At 36.0% G+C, this 17008-nt stretch carries 15 protein-coding genes; 10 read left to right on the top strand and 5 right to left on the bottom strand.

The window, feature by feature from the left end; genetic code table 11:
* Positions 1-238: 238 nt before the first annotated feature.
* From HU235_RS23245 to HU235_RS23230, 4 genes are all read left to right on the top strand, one after another.
* Positions 239-757: a TetR/AcrR family transcriptional regulator gene (locus tag HU235_RS23245; RefSeq protein WP_095300002.1), complete on the top strand. Its 519-nt coding sequence runs from the start codon at positions 239-241 to the stop codon at positions 755-757.
* 142 nt (positions 758-899) lie between these two features.
* Positions 900-1853, top strand: a complete 954-nt coding sequence (locus HU235_RS23240; RefSeq protein WP_174881749.1) for an NAD(P)H-binding protein — start codon at positions 900-902, stop codon at positions 1851-1853.
* Positions 1854-1880: 27 nt separating this feature from the next.
* Entirely contained in the window at positions 1881-2549 is a 669-nt protein-coding gene (locus tag HU235_RS23235) for a DNA alkylation repair protein (protein ID WP_233452399.1), read from the top strand.
* Between the two features lie 265 nt (positions 2550-2814).
* Positions 2815-3687: a DUF421 domain-containing protein gene (locus HU235_RS23230; RefSeq protein WP_174881747.1), complete on the top strand. Its 873-nt coding sequence runs from the start codon at positions 2815-2817 to the stop codon at positions 3685-3687.
* Positions 3688-3765: 78 nt separating this feature from the next.
* Here the strand turns inward: HU235_RS23230 and HU235_RS23225 are convergent, their stop codons facing one another.
* The 4 genes from HU235_RS23225 to ilvD all read right to left on the bottom strand — a co-directional run bounded on the left by HU235_RS23225 (position 3766) and on the right by ilvD (position 7536).
* Positions 3766-3951 carry an H-type small acid-soluble spore protein gene (locus HU235_RS23225; RefSeq protein WP_095300005.1) on the bottom strand — a complete coding sequence of 62 codons (186 nt, stop codon included), beginning with the start codon at positions 3949-3951 and terminating at the stop codon, positions 3766-3768.
* 68 nt (positions 3952-4019) lie between these two features.
* Positions 4020-5285, bottom strand: coding sequence for an erythromycin esterase family protein (locus HU235_RS23220; protein WP_174881746.1), 1266 nt, complete (start codon positions 5283-5285; stop codon positions 4020-4022).
* Positions 5286-5304: 19 nt separating this feature from the next.
* Positions 5305-5613 carry a hypothetical protein gene (locus tag HU235_RS23215; RefSeq protein ID WP_370877230.1) on the bottom strand — a complete coding sequence of 103 codons (309 nt, stop codon included), beginning with the start codon at positions 5611-5613 and terminating at the stop codon, positions 5305-5307.
* A 243-nt stretch (positions 5614-5856) separates the two neighbouring features.
* Positions 5857-7536, bottom strand: coding sequence for a dihydroxy-acid dehydratase (gene ilvD / locus HU235_RS23210; protein WP_170944326.1), 1680 nt, complete (start codon positions 7534-7536; stop codon positions 5857-5859).
* A gap of 393 nt (positions 7537-7929) precedes the next feature.
* Between ilvD and HU235_RS23205 the strand changes: the two genes are divergently transcribed.
* Entirely contained in the window at positions 7930-9036 is a 1107-nt protein-coding gene (locus tag HU235_RS23205) for a CapA family protein (protein ID WP_174881744.1), read from the top strand.
* A gap of 289 nt (positions 9037-9325) precedes the next feature.
* Positions 9326-9856 (top strand): DoxX family protein, encoded by a 531-nt coding sequence (locus tag HU235_RS23200; protein ID WP_174881743.1) that lies wholly within the window; start codon positions 9326-9328, stop codon positions 9854-9856.
* 157 nt (positions 9857-10013) lie between these two features.
* On the opposite strand, the gene HU235_RS23195 is transcribed toward HU235_RS23200, so the two are convergent.
* Complete coding sequence (locus tag HU235_RS23195; protein ID WP_174881742.1) at positions 10014-10856, bottom strand: DUF4097 family beta strand repeat-containing protein; 843 nt, start codon at positions 10854-10856, stop codon at positions 10014-10016.
* Between the two features lie 709 nt (positions 10857-11565).
* On the opposite strand from HU235_RS23195, the gene cyoE reads away from it, so the two are divergent.
* The 4 genes from cyoE (at position 11566) to HU235_RS23175 (ending at position 16923) form a co-directional block, all read left to right on the top strand.
* Complete coding sequence (gene cyoE / locus HU235_RS23190; protein ID WP_095300011.1) at positions 11566-12483, top strand: heme o synthase; 918 nt, start codon at positions 11566-11568, stop codon at positions 12481-12483.
* A gap of 171 nt (positions 12484-12654) precedes the next feature.
* The gene (locus HU235_RS23185; RefSeq protein WP_095300012.1) at positions 12655-13377 is read left to right on the top strand and encodes a PadR family transcriptional regulator; all 723 of its coding nucleotides are present in this window, start codon (positions 12655-12657) and stop codon (positions 13375-13377) included.
* Complete coding sequence (locus HU235_RS23180) at positions 13374-15116, top strand: ABC transporter ATP-binding protein (protein WP_174881741.1); 1743 nt, start codon at positions 13374-13376, stop codon at positions 15114-15116. Before HU235_RS23185 ends, HU235_RS23180 begins: the two co-directional genes overlap by 4 nt.
* Positions 15117-15129: 13 nt before the next feature.
* Complete coding sequence (locus HU235_RS23175) at positions 15130-16923, top strand: ABC transporter ATP-binding protein (protein ID WP_307190570.1); 1794 nt, start codon at positions 15130-15132, stop codon at positions 16921-16923.
* Positions 16924-17008 lie beyond the last annotated feature (85 nt).

Genomic DNA, 17008 nt, shown 5'->3' with positions numbered 1-17008 from the left:
ATTTATGGAATTTCATAGAGACAATTTATTTTATTAAGCTAAGTCGCTGAGGGCTTGCGACTGATTTGATGGATTTTCATCATAACACGTATATTTTCAAATCATTATATCATTGTTTACTGTCGAATTTTGGTAAAACAGAGGTAGAATAAAAAATAAAGAACGAACCCCTTGCAATTATTTGGCAGCTGATATATTATGTTAGTAATCAATCAATAACTAATTAGTGAGGGATTATATGGTTAGAGCAAAAAAGGAAGATCGAAGGGAAGAGATTATTAATTCAGGTCTTGAAGTTTTTTCGGAAAATGGCTATTACAATACAACAACGGCACTTATTGCAGAAAGAGCAGGAATATCGCAACCGTATATTTTTCGTTTCTTTAAAACAAAGGAAGAATTATTTATTGCTGCACTTGAGCGAGCATTTGAAAGAATTCTTCAAACGTTTAAAGAGGTTGATGCTAAGCCTGAAGAGCTTGTTGAGAAAATGGTTGACGCATATGAACAATTATCGATATCACATCCTCATGAAATCTCATTACAAGTGGTCAGCTTTTCGATTGTAGAAGAATCGATACGAGAAATAACGAAAAACAGTTTGCTGAAGCTGCGAAACTATACGCTTGAAAGGTTTAAAGAAGCAGGAATTTCCAATCCAGAGAGGGAGGTAACGACCTTTTTAGCAAGAGGGATATTGTGTAACATTTCTTACTTCATGGATTTACCTGAGTTAATGGATAGCAAAGTAAAATAGACCGAAGCATCATTCGGTTTTTTATTTAAAGATTTAGTTATTGATTAATCACTAACTAAATCTTTAGTGGGAAAATAAAAAGAAGGAACAGTTTCACTTAATTAATTATTGATTAATCACTAAATATAAAGGAGAGAATAATATGAAAAAGGCAATTGTATTAGGAGCAACAGGTGGTACTGGTCAAGTTATCGTCACTGAATTATTAGCAAGAGGAATCGAAGTCACTGCATTCGGGAGATCAGAAACGAAATTAAATCATTTGGTTATCGATAATCATCATCATCCATTGTTAACGTATAAGCTAGGGGATATCTTTGCATATGAAACAATCGTTGAGGCGGCAAATGATGCTGATGTTATTTTTCAATGTGCAAATGTCCCATATCATGAGATGGAGCAGCACCTTCTTCCTTTAGGTGAACGCGTAATGAAGGCAGCTGATGCTTTAGGAAAGAAAATTGTGATTGTAGATGGAATATATGTGTATGGTCACCAAGTAGCGAAAGGTGATGAGAATCATCCGAAGCAACCACATACGAAAAAGGGGAAATTACGTGTTCAATTTGAAAATTTAATCTTTGACAAAAAATGGAGTAATGCGAAACCATTAATTGTGAGGCTGCCTGATTATTATGGGGTTACTTCACAAAACTCCTATCTGCAACCAACATTAACAGGATTAGCATCTGGGAAGCTTTCAATATTTATTGGAAGCTTGCACACCCCAAGAGAATATATTTATTTACCTGATGCTGCGAAAATGATTGTAGAGGTAGCTAGCAGGGATGATGCCTACGGTGAAAATTGGAATATTCCTGGCTCTGGATTAATTACTGGAAAAGAACTGCTTGCAATCGCAAGGGAGATAACTGGAAATAATAAACCAGTTATCCCGTTAAATAGAGCTGCGGTGCGCCTTAGCGGATTATTTGATCCAGTCTTGAAGGAAGTCGTAGAAATCATGTATATTACGGAGGATGGCTTTACGCTAAGCGGCGAAAAATATGAAAAACGAATCGGTGAAATTGTTGCGACACCATATGAAATTGGCTTGAAAACGACATTGGAACAATTGATGAAAAATCTAACATGATACAAAGGATGAGCTACGATGGACGAAATGATAAAAAACTATCTTCTCCCATTAATCAAATTATATGATAGTCATAAAGATGAAGAGTACGCAGAGTGGTCAAAAAATTATTTGCGAAATCAATTTGAATTTTTAGGGATAAGAGCCCCAATTCGTAGGAAGTTAACTTCACAGTTTATCAAAGACAATGGACTCCCTGATAAAGATTGTTTACAAGCGGTTATTTATTTTCTATGGGATATGCCGGAGAGAGAATTTCAAAAGGGTGCTCTCGATCTTTTAGCGAAAAGTAAAAAAACTTTAGGTCCAGAGGATATCCCATGGTTATCGAATTTAATAGTAAAGAAATCGTGGTGGGATACAGTTGATGAATTGGCACCACATTCGATTGGAAGCATTTTTTTAGCACATCCTGAAATTATTTCGAGCTATGCTGATAAATGGATTGAGGATGAAAATATATGGTTACAAAGAACAGCAATTATTTATCAGCTTTTTTATAAGGATAAAACCGATGTTGAAAGACTTTATCGTTATATTTTACGTAGGGCAGACAGCAATGAGTTTTTTGTGCAAAAAGCGATTGGTTGGGCTTTACGACAGTATGCAAAAACAAATCCTGATGCTGTAATGTCATTTGTATCTACACATAGCTTGAAGCCGCTGAGTAGAAGAGAAGCATTGAAGCATTTTTAACACGGGATAGAGACAATTAAATCTTGAGATCGTTTAAAGTACATGACAGAGACAGCAAATCGTCATGTGCTTTTTATTATTTTAAAATTTCCGATGATATCGATAAGCTCATGACATCCAGCTTATTTCCCGACAAAACAATATGCTGCTTAAACCACTAATGGTTATGGTCTTACAAAAGGTGCTTAAATTTCAAGGAAGAATGAATTGCTACATTTTTTAAGATAGGGAAAGATAATAATTATAACACTTGCTGGAGGTTATTATGCCTGAATATTTAATTGTTGCTTTGAGAACAGTTTTATCATTCCTAGTATTGTTTTCTCTCGCAAGAATATTGGGGAAAAAGCAAATTTCACATCTTACCTTTTTCGATTACGTCATTGGAATTGTTATCGGGGACATGGCTTCGACCTTAGCGCTAGACATAGAAATGAAAATTAGAAATGGCTTGATAGGAATTGTCATTTACACGCTATTTTCAATTATTATTGCCTATGGTGCCATTAAATCCTTTAAGTTTCGCGATCTTGTCGAGAGCAGTCCTTCAATATTAGTAAAGAACGGAAAAATAATGGAGAAAAGTCTTTTTAAGCACAAGCTGACATATGACGATTTAATGAATGGCTTAAGGGAAAAAGATGCCTTTAATCTTTCAGAGGTTGAAATGGCCATATTAGAAACAAATGGGCAAATAAGTGTTATGAAAAAGCCTGAGTACCAGTCATTAACACCTAAAGATTTAGGGCTAAGTATGGAAGAGGATCACGCTCCATCTCTCGTTATCATAGATGGAACATTATTAGACAAACGTTTGAACTATTTAGGGTATACGAGGAAGTGGCTTTTAGAGGAAATTAAAAAACAAGGTGCATCGAAAATTGAAGATGTTTTTTTAGCACAAATAAATTCTAACGGAAAAGTGTATGTTGATTTGTACAAGGATGATATTAAGGTTCAACAAGAAAAACATAAGCAGGAGCTTTCCACAAATTTAAGAAACGCTCAAATTGAGATTGAAGCAATGGCTTTTAGAACAAAGGATAAAAATGCTAAGAAAATGTACTTTAATCAATCGATTGAGCTTGATGAGATGATCAAAAAGTTAAATCCATATCTTAGCCTTAGTCAGAAGTAAAAAAAGAGGATAGTTAAGCGAAATATGCCGCCTAATTATCCTCTTTTTATTAGATTATTTAGCTATGATAGTTGATTTTTACTCACTTAATTCAACTAAATTCGTAACAGAAACACTTTGCTTTTGGTTTGGCTCATTTATTGGGTGAATTGTTGCTAATTCTCTTTCTTGATCAACGTGTTCAATGTAGACGCTATTTCCTTGATACATAACATTAATCATTGTCGGTGAATTTGAAATTTCTTGTGCTCGCTTAGCATCCATTATGATTCCTCCTTTTTCACGATTAACAATTAAAGTATTCGTTTTTTTGTTCGGGAATATACAATTAGCTATAAATAAACAGCTTCAACCTCAAGAGGTGTTAGGGCATTTGTTTGATGGATATAAATGAAAGCATCGTAACGGTTCGACATGCTCGAAGGTACATAATTGCCTAAATGCTCATAATTGGGATTATAAACAACCCCAATTGCTCTATGACCAATTGTTTCAGAAAAAAGCTCGCGATTTTTTTGATTGAAAAATAATAGCTTGTCGTGCGGACCTGCCTTACCCATTAAATCCTCCCAGCTCCGAGATTTTGCTTTTGGAACATCCATTCGTTCATAATTTACTCCCCACTGGTCTGCGGCGATAACTGTACCAAAATTCGTTCCAAAGCCAACAATAAATAGTGCAGCTTCACCAAATTGCTCTCTCATGATTTGTCCTACGTTTATGATGCCTTCATCCGCCATATCCGTTGCACGGGCATCACCAACATGTGTATTATGCTCCCAAATAATTCCCTTTGCATGCTCAACGTAAAATTGTGATATTTTTTCAATAACTTGTACCATATGCTTGTCACGAATATTCCATGACCCATTGTCATCTGTAACCATTGTCCTGTAGTAATTCTCTGCATTTGCTGTTATAAGTGCATTGATTTCAATATTTAAACTGTCTTCTTCATTATTAGCGAATTCATGCTTGTTGAGGCGAAGCTCAGTCAAAAGCCTTATTACTTCTTCATGGCATGTTTCACCGTAAAATGCTGCTGCGACCCCGTATTTCTCTGGTCTCCGATTGAATGGTTCAAAACAAGCAAATGCTTCCTTTGCAGCGTTTAGCATTTGTGAGTTGGATTTTTCTAGATGATGGATTATTTCATCCATCGATTCCCATAATGAGTAAATATCAATTCCATAAAAACCAACTTTTTTATTCTCTGGTTGCTTGCTGTTATACTTTTTTAGCCATTCAATCAGCTCAAGCATTTCTTCATTTGCCCACATCCATGTTGGCCAACGATTAACCTTTTTTAGAGCGTCCCTTGCACTTTTTATATGCTTGTCATAGCCTTTAATGTAACGGTTTATTTGCAAACATGCAGGCCAATCGCCCTCAACAGCGATAAACGTAAATCCCTTTTCTACTATGAGCCTTTTGGAAAGCTCTGAACGGATTTGATAGAATTCTGATGTTCCATGGGAGGATTCACCAAGTAAAACAAATGTTTCATCATCGATTTCGTTGAGGAGGAATGAAACATCATTATGAGTATGGAGTGGTATAGCGTATTCATTAATTGCTTTCATAAGTTGCTTGCTCATTGGATTCACTACCTATTCGTTATTGTTTATATTCTGCATTGTATGAATTCGCCCCTGAATGAACGGACAATAATGTATCAGCATAACCGACAAGCCGATTGACGATTTCGTCTGCAATTGCATAGACAAGTCCGTGTAATTTGCGATCATGTAATTCAGGGTCATCAAAAATGATCGTTGGATTAATGAAAATATGCTTTGTATCGTAAAGGTTATAATGAATAATTGCCTTCCCAGCTGCACCGCCAGTAACCGGATCGTGAAAGCTTGGCAGGAAGAGATACCATTCCTCTGCAGTAGGGGAGCGGAAGTTTTTTGTAAACGTCATTCCGTTTATTTCTTTTTCAATGCGATCCTTTAGTTTTTTATCCACTACTTCGATAATTTTCCCGTTCAATATAGCTCCTACTTCCTAAATATGATCGTTAATGTGTAATTATAGGATGACTATTTCTGCTGAAAATTATGTTGTAGATGTTATTGGAGGAAAATAAATTGAAGGGAAATTTCCAAGAAAAAACCTGGCAACCTCCTCATTAAGGATGTTGCCAGGTTAAAACGGAAAAAGTAATTAAATTTTCATGACTCCGCCAGTACTAGCAGATGTAACAAGCTTAGAATAACGAGCTAAGTAGCCTTTTTTCACTTTTGGCTCAAAGCCTTTCCAGTTTGCACGTCGTTTCGCAAATTCTTCATCCGAGATTTCAAGCTGGATTGTCCGTTTCTTTAAGTCAAGCTCGATAATGTCACCATCTTCAACAAACGCAATTGGACCGCCTTCTGCTGCTTCCGGTGAGATGTGACCGATTGAAATACCACGTGATGCTCCTGAGAAACGTCCATCAGTGATTAAGCCGACCTTCGCTCCAAGACCACGTCCAACAATTTGTGAAGTTGGGGCAAGCATTTCTGGCATTCCAGGACCACCTTTAGGACCTTCATAGCGAATAACTACAACATGCCCTTCTTTTACTTTGCCTGTAATGATTCCAGAGAGAGCTTCCTCTTGTGAATCAAAGCAAATTGCAGGTCCACGATGATAGCCGCCAACCTCTGGATCAACTGCACCAACTTTAATGATTGAACCGTGTGGCGCGAGGTTACCAAATAGTACAGAAAGACCACCTTCCTCTGAATGTGGATTACTTAAAGGACGAATGACATTTTCGTCTAAAATCTCTGCACCAGCAACATTTTCACGTAATGTTTTTCCAGAAACTGTTAGACAGTCACCATTAATTGTACCTGGCTTTTTAAGAAGCTCATTAATAATCGCACTAACGCCACCTGCATTATGAACATCCTCAATATGGTAATCTGATGCCGGGGCAATTTTTGCTAAATGTGGTGTGCGTTTCGCAATTTCATTAATTCTTTCTAATGAATAGTCAATTTCAGCTTCTTGAGCTAAAGCAAGTGTATGAAGAACCGTATTTGTTGATCCACCCATTGCCATATCTAATGCAAATGCGTTATCGATTGCATCAATTGTTACGATATCACGTGGTTTAATATCCTTTTCAATTAGCTCCATCAGTTGTTTAGCAGAGCGTTTAACAAACTCCTTACGTTCAGGAGCAACTGCTAAAATCGTTCCGTTACCAGGGAGAGCTAGTCCAAGTCCTTCAGCTAAACAGTTCATAGAGTTTGCTGTGAACATTCCTGAGCATGATCCACATGTTGGACATGCAAATTGTTCAATTTCCTGTAATCTTGCTTCATCAATTAATCCAGATTGGTATGCGCCAACACCTTCAAAAACTGATGTTAAGTCAAGAGGGTTTCCTTCCTTGTCAACCCCAGCCTTCATTGGTCCACCACTTACAAAGATTGCTGGAATATTCACTCGAAGTGCTGCCATCAACATTCCAGGTGTGATTTTGTCACAGTTTGGAATACAGACCATTCCATCGAACCAGTGTGCAGAAACAACCGTTTCAACTGAGTCTGCAATAATTTCTCTACTTGGTAATGAGTATCTCATTCCAATATGTCCCATCGCAATTCCATCATCAACACCAATCGTATTCATTTCAAATGGAACACCACCGGCTTCCCGAATTGCCTCTTTCACGATTTTTCCGAATTCCTGTAAATGTACATGACCTGGAACAATATCAATATATGAGTTCACAACCGCAATAAACGGTTTACCAAAGTCCTCTTCTTTAACACCAGCAGCACGGAGCAAGCTTCGATGTGGTGCACGGTCAAATCCTTGTTTAATCATATTACTGCGTAATTCTGCCACCCTTAATCACTCCATTTTTAAAATTTCATAAATTCAAATAATTTAAATTATTAATATCTTAACACTATTTTAACTATTATCATAGATTTACAAAAAAACTTTTTTATAAAAACATTTTTATCGGTTAAAAGGAGATGAATTAGTAGAATTTTTTAGTAGGTGAGAATTTATTATAGCTTTTAATAGAGATTCTCGTATTTTTTGCAACAAAACTAGTAATTTTTTAGTTACATAAGTATTAAACTATGTTATGGCATAAGAAAAGGGTGGGAGCATTGGGTGAATCAAGAAAATGAACTGAGGAGATCAAGAGTCAAGCGTAAAAGGCGGAGAGCAAAAAAAACGCTTTTGCAAAGTTTACTAGTTTGTTTTCTCATTCTATTCGGGGGAGTAATGTATAGCCAATTTGGAAAACAGGAAGAAGTTGCAACAAAGCCTGTTGAGGATAATAGTAGCAATAAACAAAATAAAACACCAGAAAATCCCATAACAGAAGAAGAGATAAAGAAGCCTAAAGAAGCTATACCTGTTGGAGAAGTTCAAGAGCAAATTGATAAAGCTCAAATCAAAATAAGTGCAGCAGGAGATTTTACTCTTGGAACAGATGAAACCTTTCAATACAGCGGTTCATTTGTTGATGAAGCGACAAAAAATGACTTGTCCTACTTTACCAAAGGACTGGACATCTTTCGCAAAGATGACTTAACTACAGTTAATTTAGAAACGACATTAACAAATGCAACGCAAAAGGCAAATAAAACATTTCGTTTTAAAGGAGATCCTTCCTACGCGAAAATTTTGACCTTAGGTGGGATTGATGCAGTTAATCTCGCCAATAATCATATATATGATTATTTACAAAAAGGCTACGATGATACGATTGCTACATTAAAGCAATATAGTGTCGGTTACTTTGGCTACGATCATGTTTATCTTGAGGAGATTAACGGGGTAAAAATTGGTGCAATAGGATTTGAAGGTTGGGATGATACAAAAGAACTGCGTAATAAAGTTGAAACAAATATTAAGCTATTAAGAGACAGGGGGGCACAAATTGTTCTTGTCCATTATCATTGGGGGATTGAAAGACAATATGTACCAAACGAAGTTCAAAGGTCATTAGCAAAATATACAATCGATAGCGGGGCTGACTTAATCATTGGGCATCATCCTCATGTTATTCAAGGAATAGAAGAATATAATGGTAGATTTATTGTTTATAGTCTTGGAAACTTTATGTTTGGCGGGAATCGAAACCCAAGTGATAAGGATACGTACGTATTTCAGCAAACCTTTTATTTGGAAAATGGAAAGGTGACAGATAAAAAGGAAATAAATATTGTTCCTTTTTCGATTTCGTCTGTCACAGACCGAAATAACTATCAGCCAACTGCTTTAAAAGGAGCTGAATTTGAGCGGGTAATGCAAAAAATTGTTGATTCATCAAATCAAATCGCTGGGAGCGAATGGCTTGTTTACGATATGGAAGCTGATGAATAATCGATTATTGCTTTATTCTTTGAAAGAGATTGACCTATTTTATGATAAGGTTTTTCTCTTTTTTTCCCCACTTTAATAAGCTTTACCACATGATGAAGAGGTAATTTTGAACTCTCTGTGAACATGTAAAATAACCATTGCAAGTATAGATAAAAAGAAGTAAATTAAAAGTGTAAAGAATATGTGAAATGTTTCACAAGTGAAATCGGTGGATTTTATGCTATCAACCAATCTTTTTTACCTAATCTTGTGAAATACTTCACAAATAAAAATAAGGAGTTGAGCCATTATGAAATGGTGGGAAAATGAGAAGGTTAGCATTATTTGGACAGTATTACGTGTTTGGTTAGGGATTCAATGGATTGAGGCAGGTTGGCATAAAGTAGCTGATGGTTTTGATGCAGGAGGATTTGTTCAGGGGGCAATTGGAAAAGCAACAGGTGATAACCCAGCAGTCCAAGGATGGTATGCGAATTTCTTAGAGGGCTTTGCCTTACCGAATATTAAGCTATTTAATGTTCTTATCCCTTGGGGCGAAGTATTAGTTGGTATTGGGTTAATTGTTGGGGTTGCGACAATTCCAGCATTAATAGCTGGAGCATTTATGAATTTAAACTTCCTTCTTGCAGGAACAGTAAGCACAAATCCGATTTTATTCACAGCAGCAATCATTCTCTTGTTTGTTGGAAAAGGAGCTTATATATGGGGCGGTGACCGCTTCCTTGTTCCTTATGTAAAACAACGCTTCTTTAATAAGGATCATCATCAAGTGAATAATCCGAAACAAGGTGGAAAGCAAAAAAAGGCTATCGTCTATTAAAATAGAGTTTAACAGAGATGCTTACTAGAAAAGGATAAAGACAGGATTTAACATGAAAGAAAGCGGAAGAATCTAGTAGATAGCCTCCCTCGTAGGGGTGACACTATGATTCATCCGCTTTTTTTGCTAATTGACGTACAATATGGTTTTTGATAGCTTACTCTAACTCAATTCTTCCACTATTTACGTCTAGAATAATGTCATGTTTTCCCGTGCCGCTCTTTCCTTCAATTGAATGCTTCTCTTCATTTATTTCTGTGAGGGCATAATTTGTGGAAATATCACCACTGCCAATCTCACCTTTAAGACGAAAATCTGCTGAATCTGGAATATCGATCGTTGCATTACCAGAATTCACCTTCACGCTAAGGTTATTTGACAAATCAGCTAGGTGTAAATCTAATCTGCCAGATGTAATAGAGCTATTTAATTCACCAGTATAATCTTTAATTTCGATATTTCCTGATTTCATTTTTACTGTTCCGCTGTTTGCTGTCAGAGAGTTGATCTCAAGATTTCCAGAGGATCCTTCACTTTCAAATGTATTTGCTGAAATGTCCTGTACCTCAATATTCCCAGATCCGATTTCGATGGCAAGTTTATCTAATTCCATTTTTGATTTTCCAGAAAACTGAACATTTCCAGAACGACTTTTTATGTTAAGCTCTTTATCAAATTGTTCAGGAATATAAATTGTTAGTTTTTTGTTGTTAAATGAGAAGAAATTAATCCAATTTCGCGATTGTAATTCAACTTTAATCGTATCGCCCTTTTGTTTAAGTTCAACCTTTCCTTTCCCTTTATAATCAAACGCGACAGTATTACGTTTTTCAGGAATAATTATCGTACCAACACTGGAAACATCAATATCAATCTTGGAAATATCATCTGTAACAGAAATTTCATCGTTATTCCCAGCAAATGATAACCAAGATGTATTTGTCAAAATAAGAAGAAAAAGTCCAACGATAAAAAACAAGAATATCAAAAACTTCTTCAAATATATCCCTTCTTTCAATCTAGTTTTAAATGAATATCGAAATCTTAATGTTCATTTTAGTTGAAGCTGGATAAGGTTACAATGAACCCTAGAAGGATCTCATTCTAGGGCTAGAGGTGTATGTTGAAAATGTAGGCCTATTTTGGATTTATTGGCAAAATATAGAATATCTGATATTCAATGAGAAAGCAATAATTGTTTAATAAGTATGATAGATATTTAATGAATGAACAAGAATGAAAAAGAATTGAGGAAAATGATATTCTAGGAACATACCTCCCTATCTAGCATGGTAAATGAAAGAGTGTTGCCATTCTATAGGTGGATTTGGGGGAGCCCTCATTTCGTGTTACGAAAAACGAGCTGTTGCTGTATTTATAATCGTACTTTGAAGCATGAATCAGTAGTGGAGCACTTTTTTGCTGATATTTTTCGATAGAAGCATTACAATAATATATTCTTATTCACGAAGAAGAGGGGATGGCAAGATGATATAAGAAACTTAGTCTTGTTTATAATTGTCTAGCTCCATCACCAAGCAGCTGACAATCTTCACTGACCGATGAATAAGCGTGCTTTTATTGGTAACGCTTTTTTAATGTGATAAAGATCACTGACACAAAATAGTAAGAGTTCTCTTGTGATATTGGCGTTTATAAGTGGTACAATAGATATATATTAATAATAGAAAAGGGATTATAGAAGTGTTATGAAAAAAAGCTATCAAGAAAAGAAGACGGAACAGTCTATGTTTAGTATTTTATCAGCAACGGTAAAAACGGGTATTATCAAATCAAATCTCATTACAATGTTCGCAGGACTAACCCTCGCATTATACACATATCATTTTAGTATAGTTGATAAAATACCAGAGATTCTCCTAGCAACAATTGGATCAATTCTAATTATTGGAGCTGCTGGATCATTTAATAACTTATATGATAGAGATATTGATGCCATTATGGAACGAACGAAAAGTCGACCGACTGTAACAGGGGAGATAAAGTTCAAAACAGTATTATGGCTTGGAATCGCTATGTCGATTTTGGGTTTAGCTGCACTCTATTTTACTACTCCACTCGCAGCATTACTTGGATTTTTAGGTTTATTTATGTATGTTGTACCGTATACGATGTGGAGTAAGAGGAGAACGATTTATAATACAGAGATAGGGAGTATTTCTGGAGCGATGCCACCACTTATTGGTTGGGCAGCAATTTATCCAGATATTACTCATCCTGCCATCATCGGTTTATTTGTTATTCAGGTAATCTGGCAAATGCCACATTTTTATGCGATATCGATAAGAAGACATGATGAATATAAGGCGGCAAAAGTACCGATGCTCCCTGTTGTTAAAGGAGTAAGACGGACATATATTCAAACGAATATTTATTTAGTTATTTTAATTCTGTTTAGCTTACCGTTTATTACTTTAAGCTTAGGATTAATGTTAGTTGCACTTCTTTTAGGAATTGCATGGCTAGTTTTAAGTATTTATGGTTATAAGAAGATGGATTCTGAGAAATGGGCAAAATCAATGTTTTTATTTTCACTCCTTCATATGACTGTGCTATTTTCAACTGTAATTATTTATTCATTAATGGGTATTTTCTTTCATTTATAACATGTAAACGACCTCGAAATCGGGGTCGTTTTTTGTATGCAAGAAATATAAGAACGAAAAAATTTTTCGAGAAATATATATCGATTAAAAATTTCGATATATGTATTGTTTTCTTTAATGATATCGATTAAGATTTATCGTAATAGCTTATTAAAAGGGAGGTATATCATCATGGCATACTCAAAAGAGGAGATTTTGCCTATATTGCTACATATTAGTCGAAATGCGAGTAATCAGGAGGAATTGTTAACAACGTTTCCTGATGCCGGGTCCTTACTTGAAGAGTTTGTACAAGAAGGCTTGCTCGAGTTGAATCATCATCATTTCTATATGATTACGGAAAAGGGAATGAAAACGATTAGAAAATTAGTAGAGAAACGTTCACATCATAAACATGGTTCGAAAAAGAAGCCTCCTAAGCGAAAGGGGCTTATTCAGCTTGCTATTCTTCAGCTTTTAAACGAAGCGCCTAGACATGGCTACCAAGTGATGAAGCTATTGGAGGAAAGAAGTGAGGGACATTATTCGCCAAGTGCTGGTACGATTTATCCAGCTCTACAAGATTTGCTTGATCGAGACTTTATTGGTGTTCATGAGCAAGCTGATAAAAAGGTATATGTTTTACATACGACTGGCTTAGAGTATTTAAAAGATGTTGTTCAGGATGAGGAGCAGTTTTGGGAGGATTGGCGTTTTAAATTAATGTGGAAGCAATCAAAGGAAGCTGCACTATTAAAGGAACAATTTGAGAAGTTTCAATTGGAATATCATTATGCGCTGCGAAGTGTAATGGGAAATCCGCAAAAAGCGAATGATTTAATCTCCATTCTTGAGGATAGTCGGCAAAAATTAGTCAATTTGTCAAAGCATGATGTAGAGGGAGGAGAAGAATGAAATCTGTTCAAAAACTATTAAGATATACAACTCCATATAAGCTGTTCGTTATCCTTGCTCCGATTTTGATGGCACTTGAGGTAGCGATGGATCTATTGCAGCCTGTGATTATGCAAAAAATGATTGATAACGGAATTGCAAATGATGACATGTCTTATGTGATTCAAATGGGGATTTTTATGCTGCTTGCAGCCGTAATCGGTTTAGTTGGTGGTGCAAGCTGTACGATTTACAGTACGAAGGCTGCGGTAAATGTAGCAACTGATTTAAGAAGAGATGTATTTAAGCGTGCACTTCATTTTTCTAGTGAGAATCGTGATGCTGTTGGAACGGGAAAATTAATTACGATCCTTACAAGTGATATTGCAGTGCTTCAAAATGCTTTGATGATGACATTGCGTGTATTTGTAAGGGGGCCGCTATTGTTCATCGGAAGTATTTTTATCGTCTTTTTTCAAGCGAGAGAATTGTTTCCGATCTTGTTGGTATCGATTCCGATTTTAGTATGTTTTATTGTCATTTGCTCAAAAAAAGCAGGACAATGGTTTAAAAAAGTACAGGAGGGGCTTGATCAGCTTAATACGAAATTGCAGGAAAGCATCGCTGGAATTCGTGTCATTAAAGCCTTTGTGCGTAAAGACTATGAAATTAGCTTATTTAAAAAGGTAAACGATTCGTTAACGAGGAAAACAATTACAGCAGACCAAGTCATCACAGTATTAATGCCAATTTTATTATTTGTGATAAATTGTGGCATTATTGTTGCGCTTTTATTCGGTGTCATTCCTGTAGGGGAAACGATTATTCAAGTTGGTGTTATCCTAGCATTTATTAACTACTTAAATATTATTTTAATGTCATTAATGTCTAGTAGTACAGTTCTTATGCAACTAATGAGAGCATTCCCATCTGCAGATCGGGTTCAGCATATATTAGAAGTTGAAAATAAAATTGAGAGAGTAGAAGATATAGAGTCTGTCACTAGAATACAAGGTGATGTAGAATTTCGGAATGTGTCATTTTCGTATACGAATGATGGGGAAGATGTATTAAAAAATATTTCATTTTCGGCTAAAAAAGGAGAAAAGATTGGAATTATCGGTCCAACAGGCAGCGGGAAGACAACCTTAATCAAGCTGCTGCCAAGGCTATATCAGCCCCAAAAAGGTGATATTTTACTAGATGGGATAAGTATTTCGAAACATCATTTAGACAATCTACGATCATCAATTGGGTTTATTTCGCAAAAGCCAATCCTTTTTTCAGGTAGTATTTCAAGCAATTTAAAGTTTGGAAAAGAATCAGCAACAGAGGAAGACTTCATTATCGCGGCTAAACAGGCTGCTGCTTTTGAGTTTATTGAAAAGCTTGAACATCAATTTGATTACCATTTAACACAAGGAGCAACAAATTTATCTGGTGGGCAAAAACAGCGGCTATCAATTGCAAGAGCTTTAATTAGAAGACCTTCTTTCCTTATTTTGGACGATGTTACTTCTGCAGTTGATGCTGGCTCAGAGCAAGCGATATTGCATTCATTAAAATCAGATTTTACGGATACGACGTTATTTGTTGTCGCTTCTAAAATTTCTTCCATCATCGATGCGGATAAAATTCTTGTCCTCGATGATGGACAGCTAGTAGGCGTAGGAACACATCAACAATTGCTGGAAACATGTGAATTATATCAGGAGATTTATTATACGCAAACAGATAAGGGGGGAGTTGTTGTTGAGTAGTCAACCTAATCAAATAGTAAAAATACAGCAAACAACAGGTCCGAAAGCGAGAATTCACCCTAAGGCTGCTAAAACAAGGAACCCAAAACGAACGCTTCGTAGGATTTGGCGATATATGGAGCAGCATAAAGCCGGTCTTGTTTTATCTTCCATTTTTGTCGTCATTAGCTCGTTATTGAGTTTGCTTGGGCCGTACTTTATTGGGGTGATAATTGATCATTTCATCATTCCGAAGGATCTTGATGGAACGATTAGAATGTGTGGCCTGCTTTTAGGGATTTATTTTGCTACATCTGTATTTACATGGCTGCAGGCTTATATCATGGTTAATCTGTCGGTCAAAACGATAGGAACGTTACGTGAGGACTTATTTAAAAAGCTTCAAACCTTATCATTGCAGTTCTTTGATCGAAATAAAGATGGCGAATTGATGAGTAGATTTACAAATGATATCGAAAATTTAAATCAAGCGTTAAGCCAAAGTGTTATTCAAATCATTTCATCGATATTAACCGTTACAGGTGTAACGATCGCAATGTTTTCATTAAATTGGGTATTAGCGATTGTATCATGTCTGACAATTCCACTTATGCTATATGTTACGAAAAAAATTGTGACGGCAAGCAGAGAAAATTTTGCGAAAAGACAAAAGGATGTTGGTGAGGTAAATGGATTTATCGAGGAAGCAATAAGTGGTAGTGAAGTGATATCGCTATTTGGCAAAGAGGAAAAATCATATTCGCAATTTCATGAAGTCAATGAACGTCTTCGCAATTCAGCAATGAGAGCGGATATGTTTTCAGGTTTTCTTGGACCTACAAATAACTTTATTAGCAATATAGGTCTTGGCTTAGTCATCGGCGTTGGAGCGATTATGGCGTTGAATGGACATGTCACAATTGGGGTTATTGCATCCTTTATTACGTATTCGCGACAATTTTCCCGACCGATAAATCAGATGTCAACATTGTTGAACTCAATCCAAGCAGCACTTGCTGGTGCGGAACGAGTATTTGAAACGATGGATGAGGTTCCTGATCTTCAGGATCGAAAAAATGCAGTATCTGTAACACATTTTAAAGGTGATATTGAATTTTCTAATGTTCATTTTAGTTATGAACCGAATAAACCGATTTTAAAGAATATTCATTTTCACGCTGATGCAGGTAATATGATTGCGTTAGTTGGACCAACGGGATCAGGAAAAACGACAATCATTAATCTTCTGCTTCGTTTTTATGATATTCAAGCAGGGGAAATAAAAATTGATGGAGAAAATCTTAAAAATTATCGAATTCGGGATTTGCGAAGACGGATTGGCATCGTTCTTCAGGATCCGTATCTCTTTTCTGGAACAATTATGGAAAATATTCGCTACGGCAGACTTGATGCAACTGACGAGGAAGTCATTTCTGCAGCGAAAACAGCTTCTGCACATCAATTTATTAAGTATATGCCAAAGCAATATCAAACAGAAATTACAGCCGGCGGGGCAAATTTAAGCCAGGGCCAAAAGCAATTACTATCGATCGCTAGGGCTATTTTAGCTGATGCTGACATTCTTATTTTAGATGAAGCAACTTCAAATATTGATACAAGAACAGAGGTGCAAATTCAAAAAGGACTATCAAACTTAACAAAAGGCAAAACAAGCTTTGTTATCGCACACCGCTTAAAAACAATCGAAAAAGCAGACAAAATTATCGTCATTAAAGATGGAGAAATTATCGAACAAGGAACACATCATGAACTACTTAACGAGCGCGGCTTCTACCAATCCTTACATGTTAAGCAATTTGAGATTTAAAGAACGAGGGTGACTTTAAAAGGGTCTGACCTCCAACAAACACTGGTATATAGTAAATTAACCTAGTCGTTAGTCTATATATTGT

Source organism: Metabacillus niabensis (genome assembly GCF_902829255.1).
GTDB lineage: Bacteria > Bacillota > Bacilli > Bacillales > Bacillaceae > Metabacillus > Metabacillus niabensis.
Note: the sequence above shows the minus strand (reverse complement) of the source record. Positions and strands in the feature narration are given on the sequence as shown.

What these genes read in the sequence shown, in the direction of transcription:
- HU235_RS23245 (WP_095300002.1), top strand. Translation starts at nt 239, where the DNA reads ATGGTTAGAGCAAAAAAGGAAGATCGAAGGGAAGAGATTATTAATTCA.
- HU235_RS23240 (WP_174881749.1), top strand. Translation starts at nt 900, where the DNA reads ATGAAAAAGGCAATTGTATTAGGAGCAACAGGTGGTACTGGTCAAGTT.
- HU235_RS23235 (WP_233452399.1), top strand. Translation starts at nt 1,881, where the DNA reads ATGATAAAAAACTATCTTCTCCCATTAATCAAATTATATGATAGTCAT.
- HU235_RS23230 (WP_174881747.1), top strand. Translation starts at nt 2,815, where the DNA reads ATGCCTGAATATTTAATTGTTGCTTTGAGAACAGTTTTATCATTCCTA.
- HU235_RS23225 (WP_095300005.1), bottom strand. Translation starts at nt 3,951, where the DNA reads ATGGATGCTAAGCGAGCACAAGAAATTTCAAATTCACCGACAATGATT.
- HU235_RS23220 (WP_174881746.1), bottom strand. Translation starts at nt 5,285, where the DNA reads ATGAGCAAGCAACTTATGAAAGCAATTAATGAATACGCTATACCACTC.
- HU235_RS23215 (WP_370877230.1), bottom strand. Translation starts at nt 5,613, where the DNA reads ATGACGTTTACAAAAAACTTCCGCTCCCCTACTGCAGAGGAATGGTAT.
- HU235_RS23205 (WP_174881744.1), top strand. Translation starts at nt 7,930, where the DNA reads ATGTATAGCCAATTTGGAAAACAGGAAGAAGTTGCAACAAAGCCTGTT.
- HU235_RS23200 (WP_174881743.1), top strand. Translation starts at nt 9,326, where the DNA reads ATGAAATGGTGGGAAAATGAGAAGGTTAGCATTATTTGGACAGTATTA.
- cyoE (WP_095300011.1), top strand. Translation starts at nt 11,566, where the DNA reads ATGAAAAAAAGCTATCAAGAAAAGAAGACGGAACAGTCTATGTTTAGT.
- HU235_RS23185 (WP_095300012.1), top strand. Translation starts at nt 12,655, where the DNA reads ATGGCATACTCAAAAGAGGAGATTTTGCCTATATTGCTACATATTAGT.
- HU235_RS23180 (WP_174881741.1), top strand. Translation starts at nt 13,374, where the DNA reads ATGAAATCTGTTCAAAAACTATTAAGATATACAACTCCATATAAGCTG.